At 34.3% G+C, this 19865-nt stretch carries 13 protein-coding genes; 2 read left to right on the top strand and 11 right to left on the bottom strand.

Features of this window, described 5'->3' with window-relative positions; genetic code table 11:
- Positions 1–6 precede the first annotated feature (6 nt).
- Positions 7–666, bottom strand: a complete 660-nt coding sequence (locus tag BSF42_RS03305) for a response regulator transcription factor (protein WP_095951705.1) — start codon at positions 664–666, stop codon at positions 7–9.
- 124 nt (positions 667–790) lie between these two features.
- Entirely contained in the window at positions 791–1201 is a 411-nt protein-coding gene (locus tag BSF42_RS03300; RefSeq protein ID WP_095951704.1) for a DUF4293 domain-containing protein, read from the bottom strand.
- Positions 1202–1384: 183 nt separating this feature from the next.
- Between BSF42_RS03300 and rho the strand changes: the two genes are divergently transcribed.
- Complete coding sequence (gene rho / locus BSF42_RS03295; protein ID WP_095951703.1) at positions 1385–3238, top strand: transcription termination factor Rho; 1854 nt, start codon at positions 1385–1387, stop codon at positions 3236–3238.
- Positions 3239–3602: 364 nt separating this feature from the next.
- Here rho and BSF42_RS03290 read toward each other — a convergent pair whose 3' ends face one another.
- From BSF42_RS03290 to BSF42_RS03275, 4 genes are all read right to left on the bottom strand, one after another.
- On the bottom strand, positions 3603–4619 hold the full coding sequence (locus BSF42_RS03290; protein WP_095951702.1) for a M28 family peptidase: 1017 nt from the start codon (positions 4617–4619) through the stop codon (positions 3603–3605).
- Positions 4620–4628: 9 nt separating this feature from the next.
- Positions 4629–5630 carry a DUF3667 domain-containing protein gene (locus tag BSF42_RS03285; protein WP_095951701.1) on the bottom strand — a complete coding sequence of 334 codons (1002 nt, stop codon included), beginning with the start codon at positions 5628–5630 and terminating at the stop codon, positions 4629–4631.
- A 47-nt stretch (positions 5631–5677) separates the two neighbouring features.
- Complete coding sequence (locus tag BSF42_RS03280; protein ID WP_095951700.1) at positions 5678–6451, bottom strand: dienelactone hydrolase family protein; 774 nt, start codon at positions 6449–6451, stop codon at positions 5678–5680.
- A gap of 110 nt (positions 6452–6561) precedes the next feature.
- Positions 6562–7014 carry an Lrp/AsnC family transcriptional regulator gene (locus BSF42_RS03275; RefSeq protein ID WP_095951699.1) on the bottom strand — a complete coding sequence of 151 codons (453 nt, stop codon included), beginning with the start codon at positions 7012–7014 and terminating at the stop codon, positions 6562–6564.
- Positions 7015–7236: 222 nt separating this feature from the next.
- Between BSF42_RS03275 and rocD the strand changes: the two genes are divergently transcribed.
- The gene (rocD, locus tag BSF42_RS03270; RefSeq protein WP_095951698.1) at positions 7237–8490 is read left to right on the top strand and encodes an ornithine--oxo-acid transaminase; all 1254 of its coding nucleotides are present in this window, start codon (positions 7237–7239) and stop codon (positions 8488–8490) included.
- 496 nt (positions 8491–8986) lie between these two features.
- Here rocD and BSF42_RS03265 read toward each other — a convergent pair whose 3' ends face one another.
- From BSF42_RS03265 to BSF42_RS03245, 5 genes are all read right to left on the bottom strand, one after another.
- Positions 8987–10639 (bottom strand): arylsulfatase, encoded by a 1653-nt coding sequence (locus BSF42_RS03265; protein WP_095952055.1) that lies wholly within the window; start codon positions 10637–10639, stop codon positions 8987–8989.
- 210 nt (positions 10640–10849) lie between these two features.
- A complete protein-coding gene (locus tag BSF42_RS03260) occupies positions 10850–12295 on the bottom strand; it encodes a RagB/SusD family nutrient uptake outer membrane protein (protein WP_095951697.1) in 1446 nt (481 codons plus the stop codon).
- A 10-nt stretch (positions 12296–12305) separates the two neighbouring features.
- On the bottom strand, positions 12306–15353 hold the full coding sequence (locus BSF42_RS03255; RefSeq protein WP_095951696.1) for a TonB-dependent receptor: 3048 nt from the start codon (positions 15351–15353) through the stop codon (positions 12306–12308).
- Positions 15354–16334: 981 nt separating this feature from the next.
- Positions 16335–17660, bottom strand: a complete 1326-nt coding sequence (locus tag BSF42_RS03250; protein ID WP_253250970.1) for a YeiH family protein — start codon at positions 17658–17660, stop codon at positions 16335–16337.
- Between the two features lie 433 nt (positions 17661–18093).
- Positions 18094–19716: a sulfatase-like hydrolase/transferase gene (locus BSF42_RS03245; protein ID WP_095951695.1), complete on the bottom strand. Its 1623-nt coding sequence runs from the start codon at positions 19714–19716 to the stop codon at positions 18094–18096.
- Between the last annotated feature and the right edge of the window lie 149 nt (positions 19717–19865).

Below are 19865 nucleotides of genomic sequence, written 5' to 3'. Positions count from 1 at the left end.
TGTTTTTTATGGATTAATCAAATTGTTTTTGAGAGCATATTTTACCAAACCAATTGAACTTTTAATGTTTAGCTTTTTCATGATATTCTTGCGATGCGTTTCTACAGTATGTGAACTTATAAAAAGTTTTTCGCTAATTTCTTTACCGCTGTATTCCAAAGCGATTAATATAATTATTTCGAGTTCACGCGGACTTAAAATGGGATTTTCGATAACCGCATTGTGATTCATTTTTGGATTATCCTTAAAAGTGTTGAAGATTTTTTCTCTAACGGCGTCACTAAAATATTCTTGTCCCTGATAGACGGCATTTACAGCTTCAATAATGTTTTCGCCTGCGCAATTTTTGGTGAGATAACCTTTTGCGCCCAATTTCATTACTTCTTTAATGATTTTTAAATCGTCATAACTAGATAAAATAATGACTTTGCAGGCTGATTGTTTTTCGTTAAATTCTTTTAAAGTTTCAATGCCGTCTTTTTTCGGCATGCTGATGTCTAGAATTAAAATGTCAGCTTCATGCAAAACAACATCATTAAAAACGGTAGTGCCGTCAAGCGAACTTCCAGCGACTTCAAAATTTGGAACTGTCTGTAACAAGTTGGACAGCCCATCAATTAAAACCTGATGATCATCTGCAAGATGGATTTTTATTTTTGGAGTCATTATTTTTAGAAACTAATTTAATTGCAAAATTATGAAAATTATCTTACAATTATCTCGTTTTAAGGCGAAAAAAAACCCGAATCAAATTCGGGTTCTTCTTCGCACATAAATTAAGTTTATAGGTTTACCTCAAACGGTCAACAGATTTTACAAGATCCTCATCCTTCTTGATGGCCTTATTAGCTAAAACTAATAACACGATAGCAACAATTGGTAGAAACATCCCAATACCTTTCTCAGAGACTTCAGTCTCTCCAGATAAATTTAGTGATCGATATACAAATAATCCTAATAAAATTAAATTTAATATTATGTTCAGTCGGTTTAGCACAAACTGATTTTGTCTTTTTTTGAATGAAATAATGCTAATAATACTCAACATTGTTGTTAAGCCTAACAAAACGGCGTAAACCTGATCCTGCATAAAAAAGAACGGTTTTCCTGCACTTGTTGTCCATAGCGGAACAAAAAGCATTAAAATGCCAGTTGCAGCAAAAGCCAGAAATAAATATACAGTTTGAATTCTTTGTATCATGATCTAAAAATGTTTTACAAAAATATATTTTCTTTTTTTAAAATACTATTGTATGATAAAATTTTATTCGTATTATTGCATCATAATACCGTAAGCACTTCATACTGCGGTCAATTCAAATTAATTATCTACCTATTCTTTTTACAGTATTTCCTTTAAAATAATTAAATTCATAGAACATTCATGTTTGATATTTCTGCATTAAAAGAAATGAAGCTTGCCGAGCTTCAAGAAATAGCTAAGTCAGCTAAAACAATAAAGATTAATGGTGTCAAAAAAGAGACTTTAATTAGTCAGATTTTAGCACATCAAGAAAGCACTGTTGCGCCTGCGGTAACTCCTCAAACAGAAGCAGTTTCTGATTCAAAAGACGAAAAACCAAAGCGAGCGAGAATTGCTCCAGTGAAAACTAAAGCAGCAAATACCAAAAATACTCCCGTTTTAGAATTTGATAAAGTAGAGGAAACTGTTCAAAAAAACGATACTGCTGCAACAGCTCAGCCAATTGAAGAAGCTGCGCCGGCGGTACAAGAAGATAAAGCACCAGCAGGAAAAAAAGAGCCTAAAATTGTAAAATTCAGTAAATCGGCATACGAGAAAAAAGTTGCTCTTAAGAAAGATAAAGAAGTGGTATCAGAAACGGAAACTTCAACTGAAGAACCTTCTGAACCAGTTACTTCTGAAGTGACAGCTGAAACGGAAGCGGCAGAGAAAGCTCCACAAGCGGCTCCAGTTAAAAAGATCAATCCGAATCAAAATAAAAACCAGAATCCGAACCAAAACCCAAATCAAAATCCTAACCCGAATCAGAATCCAAATCAAAACGGGAATGGCAATGGAAACGGAAATGGGAATCACAGCAACCAAAATCCTAATCATAAAAATAAAAAAAGCAATAATTTCAGAGATTCAGACTTTGAGTTTGACGGAATTATTGAAAGTGAAGGTGTTCTTGAAATGATGCCTGATGGTTACGGATTTTTACGTTCTTCTGATTATAATTATTTAGCTTCTCCAGATGATATTTATTTATCAACTTCGCAAATTAGATTGTTCGGTCTTAAAACCGGAGATACAGTAAAAGGGGTGGTTCGCCCTCCAAAAGAAGGAGAGAAGTTTTTTCCTTTAGTTCGTGTATTAAAAATTAATGGACATGATCCGCAAGTGGTTCGCGATAGAGTTTCTTTCGAACACTTAACGCCAGTTTTCCCTTCAGAAAAATTCAAACTGGCTGAAAAAGGCAGTTCTGTTTCGACCCGAATTATTGATTTGTTTTCACCAATTGGTAAAGGACAGCGTGGTATGATCGTTGCACAGCCTAAAACGGGTAAAACAATGCTTCTTAAAGATATTGCAAATGCAATTGCTGCAAACCATCCTGAAGTTTATTTGATTGTTCTTCTTATCGACGAGCGTCCTGAGGAGGTTACCGATATGCAGAGAAGTGTTCGTGGTGAAGTTATTGCTTCTACTTTTGACAGAGAACCACAAGAACACGTGAAAATCGCAAATATAGTGCTTGAAAAAGCAAAACGTTTGGTAGAATGCGGTCACGATGTGGTGATTTTATTAGATTCTATTACTCGTTTAGCAAGAGCTTACAATACTGTACAGCCAGCATCTGGAAAAGTATTGAGCGGTGGTGTTGATGCAAATGCATTGCAAAAACCAAAACGTTTCTTTGGAGCTGCTAGAAATGTAGAAAATGGTGGTTCATTAAGTATCATCGCAACTGCGTTAACAGAAACAGGTTCGAAAATGGACGAAGTGATCTTCGAAGAATTTAAAGGAACGGGTAACATGGAATTACAATTAGATCGTAAGATAGCTAATAAACGTATTTTCCCAGCAATCGATCTTACATCGTCAAGTACACGTCGTGATGATTTATTGTTAGACGAAAAAACACTGCAAAGAATGTGGATCATGCGTAAATATCTATCAGATATGAACCCAGTAGAATCTATGGATTTTGTAAATGACCGTTTCAAGAAAACGAGAAATAACGAAGAGTTTTTGATTTCGATGAATGACTAGTTAAGGGACAAAGGGTCAAAGTTACAAAGGTTCGGAGGTTTTCTTTTAGGAATCTAGAATATATAAAAAAGGGATGAGTTTCTAAAACTCATCCCTTTTTTTGTTTTTTATCTTACGAAACCAAAAAGCTTTAAAATGTCCTATGATCTCGCAACCTTCGTATTCCAAATTCCAAATATAGTCCGCGGTCTTTAACCGTGGGGACGCAATAATTATTACGGTGCATTATCTCAGATTCGTCTCCCGCGGTTGAAACCGCGGGCTATGTTTGTAAAAAGAATCTAATATTCGATTTTTTAAAATAATTTTCAGCATCTAAAAAACTTAGTATCTTAGAACCTCAGAATCTTAGCATCTTAAAAAATTATTTCTTATCAACTACCGGTCTATTTTCTCTATTAGCCAAATCCCAAGCGATTACAAAAGCTAATTTTGTTCTTTGAGTTAAAGCATCATATTCGATTTTTTCTGCAGTGTCGTCTTTTCCGTGGTAATCTTCGTGAACTCCGTTAAATAAGAAAACAGATGGAATTCCGTGTTTTGCAAAGTTATAATGGTCAGAACGCTCATAAAAATGATTTGGATCTTTAGGATCATTAAACTTATAATCCAAGTCCATTTTGATGTATTTTTCATTTTGAGCCACAACAGCATTATGTAAATCCGAAGATAATCTGTCAGCACCAATTACATAAACGTAGTTGTTTGATTTTGCATGTTCTACATCACGACGTCCGATCATATCAATATTGATGTCAGTAATAGTATTTGCAATTGGAAATAAAGGATTTTCAGAGTAAAAACGAGATCCATGTAAACCATGCTCTTCTCCAGTTACGTGAAGAAAAAGAATAGAACGCTTTGGTCCATGTCCTTGTTTTTTAGCTTTAGTAAATGCTTTTGCCATTTCTATAACAGCAACAGTACCAGAACCGTCATCGTCGGCACCATTGTAAATCTCACCATTTTTAATTCCGATGTGATCGTAATGAGCAGAAATAACCAAGACTTCATCTGGTTTTTCAGTACCTTCAATAAATGCCCAGATGTTTTCAGAATCAGGTAAATTTTTGTTACGCTTTGAATTTAAATAAGAAGCTGGAATATGCTGGTAATAGTCAGTAGCCCCTTTTGGAAAAGATACTCCATTTTTTTTGTATTGCTCAATCATATATTGACCCGCTTTTTTTTGTCCTTTCGAACCCGTGTCACGGCCTTCCATTTCATCAGAAGCTATAACGTAAAGCATTTTTTTTAGATCTTTTTCCTTAATAACCTTTACATATTTGGTAGGATCGGAATTGTCATTGGAAGCGGTTGACTGCGCAGTTTTACAAGAATACGCAGATGCAACCAATAATAAAATGAGTAACTTTTTCATTTTTTATAGTTAGTGTAAATTAATAAATGTGTAAAGAACGTAAAAGGTCAGCAAAAATATAATAAATAGTGAATTTACAATGAAAAGGAAAAAACTTTTAATAAATGACACTCCTCTAGATTCTCCATAAAAACGATGATGTGCCGGATAAAAATAATAACACATCCATATTGTTCCCACAAAATTAGTTATTCCTGATATAAATGATAATGGACTGTCTTCGCCAAACAAACCGATTAATCGGTTAATTATAAACATGATGAGGAATATCAATAACAGGAAAGAAAAATAATGGAGCGTAAAAATCCCGTGGTCAAAATAATACCATCTTTTTTTACTGTGTAATAGCCACAAGAAAAAAGCAAAAAACGGCATTATGATAAATAGAATTTTAGGAAGATTGTGAAAGAAAGATTCGATAAATTTTTCAATTATCTCTCTTTTAGTATTTTTTTCAGTCACATGAACAGCTTTTTCATAGAACCAGTACGATGTTGTATTTAATTTCTCGCTTTCTTTTCCATATTTCTGAATGGAATCAATTTCTTTCATTGTTTTCAAATGAAAATATGATTTATCTATTGTGTGTTCTTTTAAGTATGATTTTTCCTTCCAGCTTTTCTTTTCTTTTTTTTCTGCTTTTTCAAAATTGGACGTGATTTCCTTGTCATTTTTTGTTAGGTCCTCAGTTAAGTTACTTGGAAATAATGCAATTAAAAGAAAAGTAATAAAACTAATAAAGATATAAAGACGAACTGGAGCCAGATAAGACAATCGTTTTCCCGAAAGATATTCTTTGGTTAGAGTTGAAGGTTTAAAAAGCAGGTTGCGAATCGTTTTCCAGAATGCATTTTCGTAATGCGTTAAATCTTCAAAGAAATGAATAAATAAATGATGAAAAGTTTTTCGGCTGTCGCTGTTTTCCTGTCCGCAGTTTGGACAGAATTTTTGCTCAACAACGTGCCTGCAGTTTAAACAGGTTTTGTCTTCTCTAATTTTGCTATGTGACATTGGTTTATTTAATTGATTTGTTTTTGGCTAGGGTATTATAATAGGTATTATTTTTTTAGAACTTCATTTAAGAACAGCTGTAAATGGTCAAAAGATCTTTTTGCTGCAACAGGGTTATATGCAGCACCTTTAGAATTATCACTTCCAGCTTCTGGATTTGTAAACGAGTGAACAGAATCTGCATAATAAATCATCTGCCAGTCTGCTTTTGCATCACGCATTTCTTGTTGGAATGCTGTAATTTCATCTTTTGGAACAAACGGATCATCTGCACCATGACAGATTAAAACTTTTGTGGATATACTTTCTGTTTTTCTGCTGGCATCTTTACCTAAACCACCATGAAAAGAGGCAACTCCTTTTACATTTAAATGACCTCTCGCAGCTTCCAAAACGCCTGTTCCTCCAAAGCAGTAACCAATAGCAACGATATTATCGGCATTTGCTCCTGATTTTACAAGTTCTTTCAAAGCAGCATCGATACGTTTTTGATACGCTTCAAAATTTATTTTGTAAAAACCAGCTTGTTTCCCAGCTTCACCTGTGTTTTTCGGATAATTTCCTTCGCCATAGATGTCGGCGATAAAAACATGATAACCAAGTTTAGATAACTCCGCAGCAATTCCTTTAGAGGCATTGTCAATTCCGAGCCAGGCAGGCAAGAGTAGTATTCCTGGATTTTGGCTGCTTTTTTTAGCTGCTTTTATAAATAAGCAATTCAGCTGTTGTGTACCTTCGGTATATTTTACGGGCTGTAATTGTGCGTTCATAACGTTTGAAAATAAGATTGCACTGAATAAAATTAGCACTGTATTTTTCATAATTCTACAATTTTTAACAAATATCAGAAATATTATGTTACAAAAAAACCTCACAAGTAAATTCCTGTGAGGTTTATAACTATTATTTTGAAAAAGAATAAAAGTTCTTCTTACAATGATATATTTCTTTTGAATGCACAGCCCAATTCAACAATCGAATCGGTTTTGGCAATGCCTGGAATTCCGTCTATTTTCTCGTAAAGAATACGGCGCATATGTTCGTGATTTTTTGCAATTATTTTTATATATAAGGTAAAAGAACCCGTAACATAATAGCATTCTGTAATTTCTGGAATTTCTTTAAGCGCTTCGATAATTCTATCAGAATCAGAATCCTTGTTTAGGGTAATTCCGGTAAATGAAGCCCAGTCGTAACCAATTTTCTTTTCTTGAATAATGGGTTTGATGCCGCCAATTACGCCTTGTTCGATCATGCGGTTGATACGCTGATGCACCATAGTATTTGATATTTTCAAATTAGCCGCGATTGCAGAAAAAGCCATTCGGCCATCTTTTTCTAATTCCTTAATAATACTAATATCAAATTCGTCTAATATTTCCATTCAATAAAATCGTTTAAATATTTGTTTTTTGGTATTCATAAAAGTAACTCTTTTTTTTAATAAAAAGGTTAAAAATATAATTCTGTTTAAAATAAATATAGCTTTTTATGAGGCTTAAAGTATAATTTTTGACTTATTTTTTGTTATTTTTAAGTCAAAATATGATTTTAAACATGATAATTAATTAATTTTTAATATTTTTGTTGAAATAAAAAGCAGATTATGATAAGTACAGAAAAAGCGCTTTCGTCAAAATCAGAAATTTTGATTGAAAAAGAGAATAAATATGGAGCTCACAATTACCATCCGCTTCCAGTAGTTTTAGAACGTGGAGAAGGAGTATATGTTTGGGATGTTGATGGAAAAAAATATTATGACTTTTTGTCGGCTTACTCTGCAGTAAATCAAGGTCATTGCCATCCTAAAATTGTAAATGCAATGGTAGAACAAGCACAAAAACTGACTTTGACTTCTCGTGCTTTTTACAATGATAAATTAGGAAATTACGAAGAATATGTAACCAAATATTTTGGTTTTGATAAAGTTCTTCCAATGAATACAGGTGCTGAAGCAGTTGAAACGGCTCTTAAAGTGTGTAGAAAATGGGCGTATGAAGTAAAAGGAATTCCTGAAAATCAAGCGCAGGTTATTGTGTGCGAGAATAATTTTCATGGAAGAACAACTACTATTATCTCTTTCTCTAATGACGAAACAGCTCGTAAAAACTTCGGACCTTTTACAGATGGTTTTATAAAAATTGAATACAATAATCTTGAAGCCCTTGAAAAAGCTTTAAATTCATCTAAAAATATTGCTGGATTTTTGGTAGAACCTATTCAGGGTGAAGCAGGAGTTTATGTTCCTTCTGAAGGATATTTAGCGAAAGCAAAAGCACTTTGCGAACAACACAATGTACTTTTTATTGCAGATGAGGTTCAAACTGGAATTGCGCGTACAGGAAAGTTATTGGCGGTTCATCACGAAAATGTACAGCCTGATATTTTAATTTTAGGAAAAGCAATTTCGGGCGGAGTTTATCCAGTTTCGGCTGTTTTGTGTAATGATGAAATTATGAATGTCATTAAACCAGGACAACACGGATCTACTTTTGGAGGAAATCCTGTTGCGGCCGCAGTTGCAATTGCAGCGCTGGACGTAGTTAAAGATGAAAAACTAGCTGAAAATGCAGAACGTCTTGGAATTATCTTAAGAGATGGATTGAATAAAATCGCTGAAAGAAATAATTTAGTTACACTGGTTCGTGGAAAAGGACTTTTGAATGCAATTGTAATCAATACCGATGAAGATTCTGATCTGGCTTGGGAAATCTGCCTAAAATTTAGAGACAACGGATTATTAGCAAAACCAACGCACGGAAATAAAATTAGATTAGCACCGCCTTTGGTAATGACAGAAGATCAAATTAATGAATGCCTTCAGATTATTGAGAAATCATTAAACGAGTTTAGAAACTAATTTTTATTTTAGGATAAAAAAATAATTCGAGTTATACGTTTCGAGTATGTCAGTCCCATAGGAACGTCATATTTATAGAGCTAATTTATTTGCGATCAAGGAGCCTCAGAGAGGCGAAATATAAAAAGAATATCGCTCCGCTGGAGCTTTACAAATTGTAGATGTTTTTTGAGCTATAGATATTTTGCTCCGATAGAGCTTTAAACATTGTGAATATTTTGAGCTATAAATATTTGGCTCCGCTGGAGCTTTAAACATTGTTAATATTTTTGAGCTATAAATATTTTGCTCCGCTGGAGCTTTAAACATTGTTATTATTTTTGAGCTATAAATATTTTGCTCCGCTGGAGTTTAGATATTAATTGCAATCAAATAAAATAGGCTGTCCTAATTTGAGACAGCCTATTTTTTTGTACACCTTTTTTTTATTTAAAAAGCGAATGCTATAACAACAATCGCTTTTTGTTATAATTACTAAAAATATCAAAAAAAGTAATTATTTCTTTGCGGCAGCACCGGGAATCAATTCATTTTTTTGTTTGAATTTGCTGTATTCTACAACTCCAGTTTTATCTGCCCAGTCAAAATATTTTGCAGAAAGATCATTTACAATTCCTGGATTCTGCGCTGCAACGTTTGTCGTTTCACCACGGTCTGCTTCCAGATTGTAAAGTTCCCATTGATACGATGGATAGATTGAAACCAATTTCCATTTTCCTTCTCTAACGGCTCTGTTTCCAGCTCTTTCCCAGAATAATGGCGCACCTCTGTTTACTTCAGAAGCATTCTCAAACAATACTGGAAGTAAACTTTTCCCTGGAAGCGGATTAGAATTTACACCGTTTAGGTTTTTCGGATATTCAATTCCTGCCAAATCGTAGAAAGTAGGAGCAAGGTCAATAATATGTCCAGTTCCTTTATCAATACGTCCAGCTTTAATTTTTGATGGATACCAAGCAATAAATGGAGAACTAAAACCGCCTTCGTGCATATTATTTTTATAATCCTGCAGCGGTGTATTCGATAAATAAGCCCAGTTTTGTTCTTGGTAATCAAAAGATCCAGAAGTTCCAATTGGTCCTTCGTTGCGAACTAAACCTCTTTTTAACGGATTATAAGTATTGAAACCGCCTTGAGCACCATTATCTGCAATAAAAATGATTAGTGTGTTTTTGTCTTTTTTCAAAGCTTTTAATTTGTCTAAAACTTTACCCACATTTTGATCCATGTTGTCTACCATTGCAGCGTAAACTTCCATTTTAGCTTTCCAGAATTGCTTTTCATCATACGTTAATTTATCCCATTCTGGAACTTCTGGATCGCGAGGCGCAATAGTTTGGTTAGGAAGTATAATTCCGTTTTCTCTTAATTTTTTAATTCTTTTTTCTCTTAAAGCATCCCAGCCTTCATCAAATTTACCTCTGTATTTTGCAATATCAACTGGTTTTGCCTGCAATGGCCAGTGTGGCGCAGTAAATGCCAGATATAAAAAGAAAGGTTTGTTTTCTTTATTTTGTTCGTCTAAGAAAGTAACGGCATTATTTCCGATTTCATCTGTAAAATAATACGAATCATCTTTTGGATGAAGCTCCTCATTATTGCGGATCATTTTTACAGGATAAGCCGTTTTTCCAAAAGGAAGCGGTTTTGTGTCAAAATAATTGGCTGCACCTTTTAAAATTCCGTAAAACTTGTCAAAACCTCTTTGGTTCGGCCATTGTGCTTGATCTTCAGAACCTACGTGCCATTTTCCAGACATTAAGGTGCTGTAACCTCCAGAACGGAAAACTTCACCTAATGTCAAAGATTCTTTGTTTAAATATCCTTGATAGGCAGGTAAACCCAAATTCACATCAAAATAACCCACTCCCGCTTTGTGCTGATATTGACCCGTTAATAAAGAAGCTCTTGTAGGCGCGCAAATCGAGTTGTTGTAAAATTCGCGAAGACGTGTTCCTTCTTTCGCTAAGCGATCTAGATTTGGCGTTTTAATTTCAGATCCATAATTTCCTAAATCCGAATAGCCCATATCATCAACCATAATCAAAATTACGTTGGGTTTAGAAGAGTCTGTTTGGGCTTCGGTTTCATAAGAACCAATTATTCCCGTCAATAAGACAGAAAATAAAATGTTTATTCTTTTATTCATTTTATAATAATTTACTGTTAGTATATTTTTAAATTTTTTAAATTTTCCTAACACAGAGAAACATAGATTTTTTTCTTTTGAAGAGACTATAGAAGAGAAATACATTTCTCAACACGTAGTTTTTATCAATCAAAAACTATGTTTATTCCAGCAAGTGAAACGCCTTTTATGTAGCATTAAAAACTATGTCTCTATGCGTTTAATAAAAATTTATCTCCAAGCCGGAACTTGTTTCAAATTCGGATTCAAATCCAATTCTCGCTGCGGAATAGGAAAGTGAACGTGTTTTGGCTGTGCATTTGTTTTTCCTGCGGCTTTTAGTTTTGCTACAAAATAATCAGGCCCTCTTCTTGCCAAATCAAACCAACGCTGATATTCGTAAACCAATTCTTTTCGTCTTTCTTCAAAAACGGCTTCTCTAAAAGCGTCTTGACTTAAAGCCGGAGCAGTATCTGCTAATAATGCAATTCCAGCTCTCGTTCTCACGCGGTCAACTGCTGCATAAGCTTCTGGAGTTGGTCCGCCTTGTTCATTTATAGCTTCAGCATAAATCAGTAATACTTCAGCAAATCTTATAATTGGTGTATTTTTAGAAGACTGACCAGGCGAAGTAGGAGTTGCAGGATCAAAATATTTATTAAAATGCGGTGTTACTTTATAGGTTTTTCCATCGGTTGGACTCACAAATTCTACTGCAAAAGTGATGTATTTTCTTTTATCAGTTTCCGCGAAAGCTTCAAAAAGGCCGCCTTCTTTGTGTAATGCATCTGCCTGATCGCCAGCAATTCCAGGAACCGATGTTGGCGCAGCTGTAGAAGCTAGCATGTTTCCGTTCCAGTTAGTTAAACCTTTAAACTGCGCTGAAAAAATATGTTCTTTTCCGTTTTTGGAGGCAACATTAAAGACATCAGCATAATTTTCAAATAAATCATAAACCTTACTATCAATGATTTCTTTACTCTTTTCTGCTGCTTTCTGCCATTTCTTTTCGGTTAAATATACTTTCGCTAAAATACTTTTTGCTGCGCCCGCCGTTACACGACCTTTATTTTGCTGTACAACAGGAAGTGCTTCTGCATCAATTAGATCATTTTCAATTTGAGTGTAAACTTCAACTTCTGGAGTATTGCTTACGTTTATGGCATCTGGATTTAAAACGGTCGTTTCGTGTAAAACCAACGGAACATCTCCAAACCATCGAACTAAATTAAAGTATAAAAGCGCTCTTAAAAATTTTGCTTCATTAATTAAATCTTTGTCCTTCTGAGTAGTAAGATTCGGGTTTTTAGTGATGTTATCAATCGCCACATTGGCTCTGTTGATCCCATCATAACTTTGTCTCCATAACTCGATCATACGATCGTTTGAAGCGTCATGCGTTAAATTGGATAATGCTCTAACATGAGCATTTCTAGCTCTTGGACCCGCTTCGTAGTCGTCAGTTGCCATTTCGGTTGCAATCTGAATCAATCGATTGTATAATGTATGCGTAGAACTGTTGATCGCATTATGAATGGCGATAACCGCAGCATCTGCATCTTCGGTAGTTTTATAAAAATTATTAGACGAAATAAAGGCTTTCGGATCTTCGTCCAACGGATTGCAGGCACTTATTAAAAAAAGTGCGGCTAAACTGAATATAATGGTCTTTTTCATGATAAATCTTTTAGAATGTTACGCTTAATCCGCCTGAAATTGTTTTAGAAGCGGGATAGATTCCAGTATCTGTTCCTGGAGAAATAGTAGTTCCGTTAGTAACTTCGGGATCGTAACCTGTGTATTTTGTCCAAGTCAATAAGTTTTCTCCAATTACACGGAATTTTACTGACGTTAAGTTTAGTTTTTCGGATAATTTCTTAGGAAGATTGTAGCTTAAAGTGATATTTTTTAATCTCAAAAATGAACCATCTTCTACAAAACGATTAGAGAAAACAGGCGCAGGATCTAGTTTTGCTCTCGGCGTTGTATTACTCGGATTTTCTGGTGTCCACGCATCCAACGCAGAAGTTGAAGCATTTTGTTGTCCGTTGTATAATTCCAAAGCCTGAAGGTTTCCGTTAAGGATTTTATTTCCAACAGAACCATTTACTAAAACGGCCAATTCAAAACCTCTGTAAGTAAAATTATTAGAGAATCCGAAAACGAAATCAGGTTGCGCATCGCCAATGCTTGTTCTGTCCGCTGCGGTTGTAAATGCGCCGTCGCCGTTAATATCTTTGTATAAACGATCACCTGCTTTTGGTGCAGCATTTCCAGTATAAACTCCTTTTGTGGCAACATCTGCCGTTTGTAAAATTCCGTCTGTAACTGCTCCGTAGAAAGTACCAAGAGATTCGCCAACTTTTAAAATATAATTTCCAAAAGTGTAGAATTCGGCACCATTTCCTAATGCAATAATTTTGTTTTGGTTAAAGGCAATATTGAAGTTTGATGTCCAAGAAAAAGCCGTATTTCCAAGAGAAGCATTTAAGCCAAGTTCAAGACCTTGATTTTGAACAGATCCGAAATTTTGTAAAGAAGAAGTAAATCCTGTTGTGTAAGGAAGCTGTACATCTAACAATAAATTTTTGGTTGTTTTGCGGTATACATCGACAGTTAAATTCAATTTATCATCAAAAAATCCAACGTCAACACCTGCATCAAACTGATTGGTTAACTCCCATCCTAAATTGTCGTTTGCAATTCGCGTAGGCGTAAAACCAGTATAAATTTGATCTCCAAAAAGATATTTTACACTTGTTAAAGTAGATAAAGACTGGTATTCTCCAATTTCCTGATTTCCGGTTGCACCCCAGCTGCTTCTAATTTTTAAGCTGTTAATTACATTTTTAACTGGCGAGAAGAACTCTTCATTGCTAATTTGCCAAGCGGCAGCTACAGAAGGAAAATAACCCCATTTATTATCTTTTCCAAATCGGGAAGAACCATCAGCTCTAATACTTCCAGTTAAGAAATATTTCGAATCGTAATTGTAATTGACTCTTGATAAATACGAATTTAAAGCCCAAGTACTTTCGCCAGAAGAAGGCATTAAAGCAATATTACCACTTTGTAAACTGTAATAAGAAGTAATATCATTTACATATTGCTGTGATCCTCCATTATTGTATTCTCTCGTAGAACTTTGCTGTGTGTAACCTGCCAAAGCATTCAAATGATGTTTTTCGCCAATTACAGTAGTGTACGTTAAAGTATTTTCGTTTAACCAGCTTCTTGATTCTGCATTTCCAATTTTTCCTTCTCCATTGGTAATCAAACCTTCGTAAATAGTGGATGGCAGATAACTTTTTTCTTTGTTGAAAATCATATCAGTTCCAAAAGAAACTTTGAAAACTAAATTTTTCAAAATATCATATTCGCCGTAAATAGTTCCCAAAATACGATCGGTAATCGATTGGTTTTTACGTTCGTTTAAAGTTGCAATTGGGTTGGCGAAGATATTCTCAAACGGATTTCTTAAAGTATAACTTCCGTCTGGTTCATAAATAGTTGCTGTTGGTGGCATGCTCAATAAAGCGGTTACCAAACCCGTTGGAGCTACTTTTGCTTTCGTTTCTGCAATGGTTAAGTTTAAACCAAATCTTGCTTTACTGCTTATTTTTGAATTTAAATTAACTCGTCCGCTGAAACGCTCAAAACCAGTATTTTTAATAATTCCTTCCTGATTGTAATAATTTCCAAAAACAGCATATTTAGTCTGATTGTTTCCGCCAGAAATACTCAACTGATGATTCTGCGTTAATCCTTTTTGAAACGCAGCATCCTGCCAGTCAGTTCCTTTGCCAAGTGCAGCAATCTGCGCATCACTCAGATATTGGTTTGTCCCTCCCGTTGGATTCGAATCGTACAATGCCGCATTTCTTAACCTTGAAAAACCTTGAGCATCTAATAAATCAATTTTTTTGCGGACTTCCTGCTGGCCAATTGTAAAATCATAATTTACAGTTGCTGCAGTGTTGGAACCTTTTTTGGTTGTAATAATTACAACACCATTTGCTCCTCTTGAACCATAAATTGCTGTAGATGAAGCATCTTTTAAAACTGTAATCGATTCAATATCTGCTGGATTTATAGTCGAAAGCGGATTTGTCGGCGTACCGCTCAAAACGCCCGAAGTCACCTCTGAATTGTATAAAGGAAAACCATCGATTACATACAAAGGTTCATTTCCTCCTTGAATCGAACTCCCGCCTCGAATACGTATGCTCATTCCTGCGCCTGGTGCGCCCGAAGTCTGCGTTACGTTTACACCCGCTACAGAACCTTGAAGCGAACTTTCTAATGTTTTCTGAGTTGCTTTTAATGACATTTGAGCTACAGTTTCTGCAGCTCCCGTATAGTCTTTTTTAGAAGTACTTCCGTATCCGATAATTACGATTTCATTTAATTCCTTAACATCTTCTTTTAAAGAGATTTGAACGAAATCTTTTGTTGCAATATGTTCGGTTGTAACATATCCTAAATAACTTACGATTAAAGTATAAGGGAATTTTTGACCTGTTTGAAAATAGAATTTTCCGTCTAAATCTGTTACTGCACCGTGAGTAGTTCCTTTGATTTGAACTGAAACTCCCGGAAGAGGCTGATTCGTTACCTGATCGATAACGGTACCGTTTAAGGTAGAATTAATTAAAGGTTGTGTATTTTGCGCTTTAATTCCGATTGAAATTAAGAGTACGAAAATCCACAATAAGGCTTGTAATTGCTTGTTCATTACTTTTTGGATTTAAATAATAAGCGATGCGAAAAATTGATTTTTCAATTTCCGAAGGCTTTTTTTAGTGATAAATGTTCTTTGAGTCTTGCCATTTCCGTTGCCGCAGAAATGGTTTTTACTATAAAAGAGTAGGGCAGTGCATTATTTTCATTTTAGTCTTGTTTTAGTTGTTGCTTTTTTTTATTTATTCTGATTTTGACATACTTGTGCTCTTAATGCAATAAAGCATTAATCGTTAATTTGTCAATATGAAATATAGTTTATGGTTTTATTTTCGACTTAAAAGCGAAAATTGAAAAAAGGATTTTTAACAACAGATACACATATAACTAAAAGCGTTATAGGTGAATTTTTTAGGAAGAATGTAATGCGATGTGTAAGCTGTTGTTTTCAAAATTTAGTTCTTTATGATTAAAACTCTACTAATCCTATAGACAAAGTTAATTTTATTATAATTAAAACCAAAAGTTTATTTAATTTTTTTGAAAAGAATGAGTAGAAAGATGATTTAAGTAAAAAGTAAAGAGATTTAAAATATTGATTATCAGTTATTTGTTATTGTGTTTTAAGAGTGAAGAAGCAAATGAAAAATGTATTGTTTAGGCAGTTTTTACTTTCTTTTTTTAGGTTTAATAGTTGAATAACAGATACAAACCCGACAGTCCCGAAGCCTCGGGATAAAACCTGTTGGGTTTAGATGTAGATTATTTTCGCAATAAAAAAGAATGAATTGCCTACAGCTTTAGCTGGAGGTAAAAGATTTAGAAATAATCTAGACTTTAGCCGAATAATAAGTTTGGCTAAAGTCTTTTTTCTTTTAAATTATAAACCTCCAGCTAAAGCTGTAGGCAATTGAAAATTGAAATTCATTCCTTTAGGAATGTTTCGTCGGCAGAATTAAATTTAAATAGCGGTTATACGTTCTGTAGGAACGTTTGATTAATTGCAAAATGTGCCATTTCTATACAACAGGTGTCCCTACAGGACACAATACGGAACAATACAATTTTTTTCTACCGATGAGATATTCCTAGCGGAATATTTAAGGTTTAAAAGAAAAAAAGCAATAATCAATGTGATAATGATATTAAATACTTGAGCCGTTAAAAATGCTATTAAAGGTTTCCTGCTATTGTGATGCAGTAAATCTTTAAAATTAGTTTCCAAACCAATACTCGTAAATGCTAAAGCAAACCAAAGTCCCTGAATATTTTTTAAACTTTCTTTTACTTCATCGCGAGTTTCAGGAGTAATCAAAAACGAAAAAACAATTGAAGCGGCAATAAAACCTATGACGAACTTTGGAAAACGTTCCCAAATTACACCAAGCGTTGGTTTTGAATTCTTTACTTCAGAAGATTCATTGTGCGTATAAGTCCAATAAATGGAAATGGCAAAAGCCGCTAAACCCAATAAAACGTTTTGAGAAAATTTGACAATCGTACTTATTTTTAAAGCCGTTTCGCCAACCAAAGTTCCAGATGCGACAACAGCTCCAGAAGTATCGATGCTGCCGCCAAGCCAGGCTCCTGTAACTTCTTCTGGAAAATTAAAATGACTCGCAATTATTGGCATAAAAATCATCATTGGAATAGCGGTTACCAAAACCATCGAAATTACATAAGATAATTTTTTAGAATCTCCTTTTATCGCACCAGAAGTTGCAATGGCAGCAGAAACACCGCAAATAGAAACCGCACTCGAAATCATCATGGTCAATTCATCATCGACTTTTAGTTTTTTACAGAGCCAGAAAGCAAAATACCAAACCGATAAAACCACAACCAAAGCTTGAATTAATCCTAAAGATCCTGCCTTTAAAATATCCGAAAAAATTACACTTGTTCCCAGTAAAACCAATCCGATTTTAACAAAGAGTTCTGTTGATAAAGCGCTGCGAAACCATTCTGGAAGTTTGAAAAAATTCCCGATAAGTAATCCGATTACTAAACTGAAAATAACGGCTTCCAGATTTAGTGCTTTTATTGCTGTATTTCCTGCAATTATCAATGCAAGAATTGTGAGAAAGTAAATTACAGGAAATCCGAAAAGGAAATTCTTAACCGATTTTCCAACTAAAAAAGTTCCAATACTTCCAATAAAAGTGAAATAAATAAATTGTAAACCAATGATTTGAAGATTTTTTATTTCGAAAACATTGTTGGTTAAATCAGTAGCATTCGTCCATTTGAAAACGGGAATTTGAGGAAGAAAAATAAAAAGAGAAATTCCGATTATAAGAAAGCCTAGAATAACGACAGTCCAATCTTCGTGTAAAGTAAATTGTTTTGTTGAGGTTGACATTTTATATTTTTCTTTACTACAAGGTTTAGTAAACCTTATAGGTATTATTAATTATTTATTTAAAATCAGATTGACAAGGTTATTGGATATCTTATAACAAAAATTAATAGTAAAATCATCATTTTGAATTATTGATTTCCTGCAAGGTTTCCAAAACCTTGTAGGTATTTGATTCGTTATTTAAAGTAAACCTACGAGATTTTGGAGAGCTTATAATAGAAAAAAAGCAGCGATAAAATCATAATTTTTGAATTGCCTTCAGCTTTAGCTGGAGGTAACAGGTCTAGTTGTAAAAAAGGCTTTAGCCGAATAAAAAGTTTGGCTAAAGCCCTTTTGCTTGTTAAATTTTTAACCTCCAGCTAAAGCTGGAGGCAATTTATAATGATTGATTTGTTGCAAGATTTCCAAAACCTATCGGGTTTTGTATTCACGATTATAAATCAACAAAGTATTTCTGTTTGCCAAAATCGAATTCATAGTATGTTAAATTAGGCCAAAGCGGTTTAATTAATCCTTTCTCCCAATTTTGTAAAGCAGTTTGTAATTCTTTTACTTTTGCTGGATTTTTTTGCGCGAGATCTGTTGTTTCAGATTTATCAGAGGCAAGATTGTAGAGCCATTTTTCATGCGTTTTACCGCTTATTACTAATTTCCAATCACCGCTTCTAATTGCTTTTGCATCGCCGGAACGCCAGTATAAATCTTTATGGGCTTCTTTATTTCTGTTTACCGTTGCAATCAAATCTACACCATCATAAATTCGGTCTTTTGGAAGATCAGAACCAATCGCAGAAGCAATTGTGGTAAAAATATCTAAAGTACTGACAGGGTTTTTGTAAACTGTATTAGGCTTGATTTTTCCCTTCCACGAAAGTGCAAAAGGAACATTTATACCGCCTTCAAAATGAGAAAATTTACCTCCTTTTAATGGTGCATTTGTGGTTGCAAATGTATAATCGGCGCCGCCATTGTCGCTGGCAAAAATGATTAAAGTATTTTCTTCTAGACCTTCTTTTTTTACTTTAGCCCGAATTCTCCCAATTGCATCATCTAAAGCACTGATCATAGCGAAATAAACGCGTTTGTTTTCGTCTTTTATATTTGGAAAACGATCGTAATACTTTTTGCGAACCTGAAATGGCGTATGTGGCGCATTAAAAGGAATGTACAATAAGAAAGGCTTGTTTTTATTTTTATCAATAAATGTTTCGGCTTCTTCAGCAAATTTTTCTGTTAGATATGCTTTTTCATCAATTATGGTGCTGTCTCTGCGGATTTGTCCAATTCCGACACGCCCTTTTCCCCAAATCATCTTATCAGTAAAATCTTTATGATGATGATTAATAATATCTGGATTATCGTCTTCTGGAGCAAATAGAGAGAAAGCCTGATAAAAGCCGTAATGATAATCGAAACCACGGTCTAAAGGAAAAAATCCTTTATTATGTCCTAAGTGCCATTTTCCAATAATACCTGTGTTGTAACCTTCTCTTTTAGCTAAATCAGCAAAAGTGATTTCAGATTTTGGTAAACCCTGTGTTGCAATTGAAGCCTCATTTGGATATTCTATTTTATCATTTAATCTCCAATTGTTGGTATTGATCAAATACTTAAAAGCATAATATTCTAAGTTGTTTTTTGGATAGCGATCTCCAGGCTGATATTCATGTCCAAAACGTTCCTGATATCTTCCTGTAATTAGTCCAGCTCTAGAAGGCGAACAAATAGAGGCAGAGGCATATCCATCAGTAAAAGTAACTCCAGAAGCAGCCAAAGAATCTATTTGCGGTGTTGGTGTTGATTTTCCGCCGTAGAGCGAAATGTCATATTTTCCTAAATCATCGGCAAGAAGAATAATGATGTTGGTCTTTTTTCCTGAAACGGAATCTGTGGGAACTTTTGAGGATAAAAAATCTTTTTTTCCTTCAGCAAGTTTTTGATCTTCTTTAATTAAAGTTCCATTCGTATTAATAGGCCAGAAGAGGAAAGCAGCAAGAATGAGGAGAATTAATAAAATGGGTATAATAATTTTCGTTATTTTTTTCTTGGTTGACATATTTTTGGTTAGTTAATTTTTAGATTATGGAAACTTTGTCAAAGTTTTAAACTTTGACAAAGCTTAGGTTTTGTGCTTAATACGTATTTTTGTCATTTCGACGGAAGAGAAATCTCCGCAATAAACTCAGCAAAAATTGGCGATTTTGA

Source organism: Flavobacterium sp. ACN6 (assembly GCF_002304005.1).
GTDB lineage: Bacteria > Bacteroidota > Bacteroidia > Flavobacteriales > Flavobacteriaceae > Flavobacterium.
This window is presented reverse-complemented; position numbering and strand designations above follow the sequence as displayed.

Bases quoted from the DNA above. Each gene is read 5' to 3' on its own strand.
- BSF42_RS03265 (WP_095952055.1), bottom strand. From the start codon at position 10,639: ATGAATAAAAGAATAAACATTTTATTTTCTGTCTTATTGACGGGAATA.
- rho (WP_095951703.1), top strand. From the start codon at position 1,385: ATGTTTGATATTTCTGCATTAAAAGAAATGAAGCTTGCCGAGCTTCAA.
- BSF42_RS03290 (WP_095951702.1), bottom strand. From the start codon at position 4,619: ATGAAAAAGTTACTCATTTTATTATTGGTTGCATCTGCGTATTCTTGT.
- rocD (WP_095951698.1), top strand. From the start codon at position 7,237: ATGATAAGTACAGAAAAAGCGCTTTCGTCAAAATCAGAAATTTTGATT.
- BSF42_RS03255 (WP_095951696.1), bottom strand. From the start codon at position 15,353: ATGAACAAGCAATTACAAGCCTTATTGTGGATTTTCGTACTCTTAATT.
- BSF42_RS03285 (WP_095951701.1), bottom strand. From the start codon at position 5,630: ATGTCACATAGCAAAATTAGAGAAGACAAAACCTGTTTAAACTGCAGG.
- BSF42_RS03250 (WP_253250970.1), bottom strand. From the start codon at position 17,660: ATGTCAACCTCAACAAAACAATTTACTTTACACGAAGATTGGACTGTC.
- BSF42_RS03275 (WP_095951699.1), bottom strand. From the start codon at position 7,014: ATGGAAATATTAGACGAATTTGATATTAGTATTATTAAGGAATTAGAA.
- BSF42_RS03245 (WP_095951695.1), bottom strand. From the start codon at position 19,716: ATGTCAACCAAGAAAAAAATAACGAAAATTATTATACCCATTTTATTA.
- BSF42_RS03300 (WP_095951704.1), bottom strand. From the start codon at position 1,201: ATGATACAAAGAATTCAAACTGTATATTTATTTCTGGCTTTTGCTGCA.
- BSF42_RS03305 (WP_095951705.1), bottom strand. From the start codon at position 666: ATGACTCCAAAAATAAAAATCCATCTTGCAGATGATCATCAGGTTTTA.
- BSF42_RS03280 (WP_095951700.1), bottom strand. From the start codon at position 6,451: ATGAAAAATACAGTGCTAATTTTATTCAGTGCAATCTTATTTTCAAAC.
- BSF42_RS03260 (WP_095951697.1), bottom strand. From the start codon at position 12,295: ATGAAAAAGACCATTATATTCAGTTTAGCCGCACTTTTTTTAATAAGT.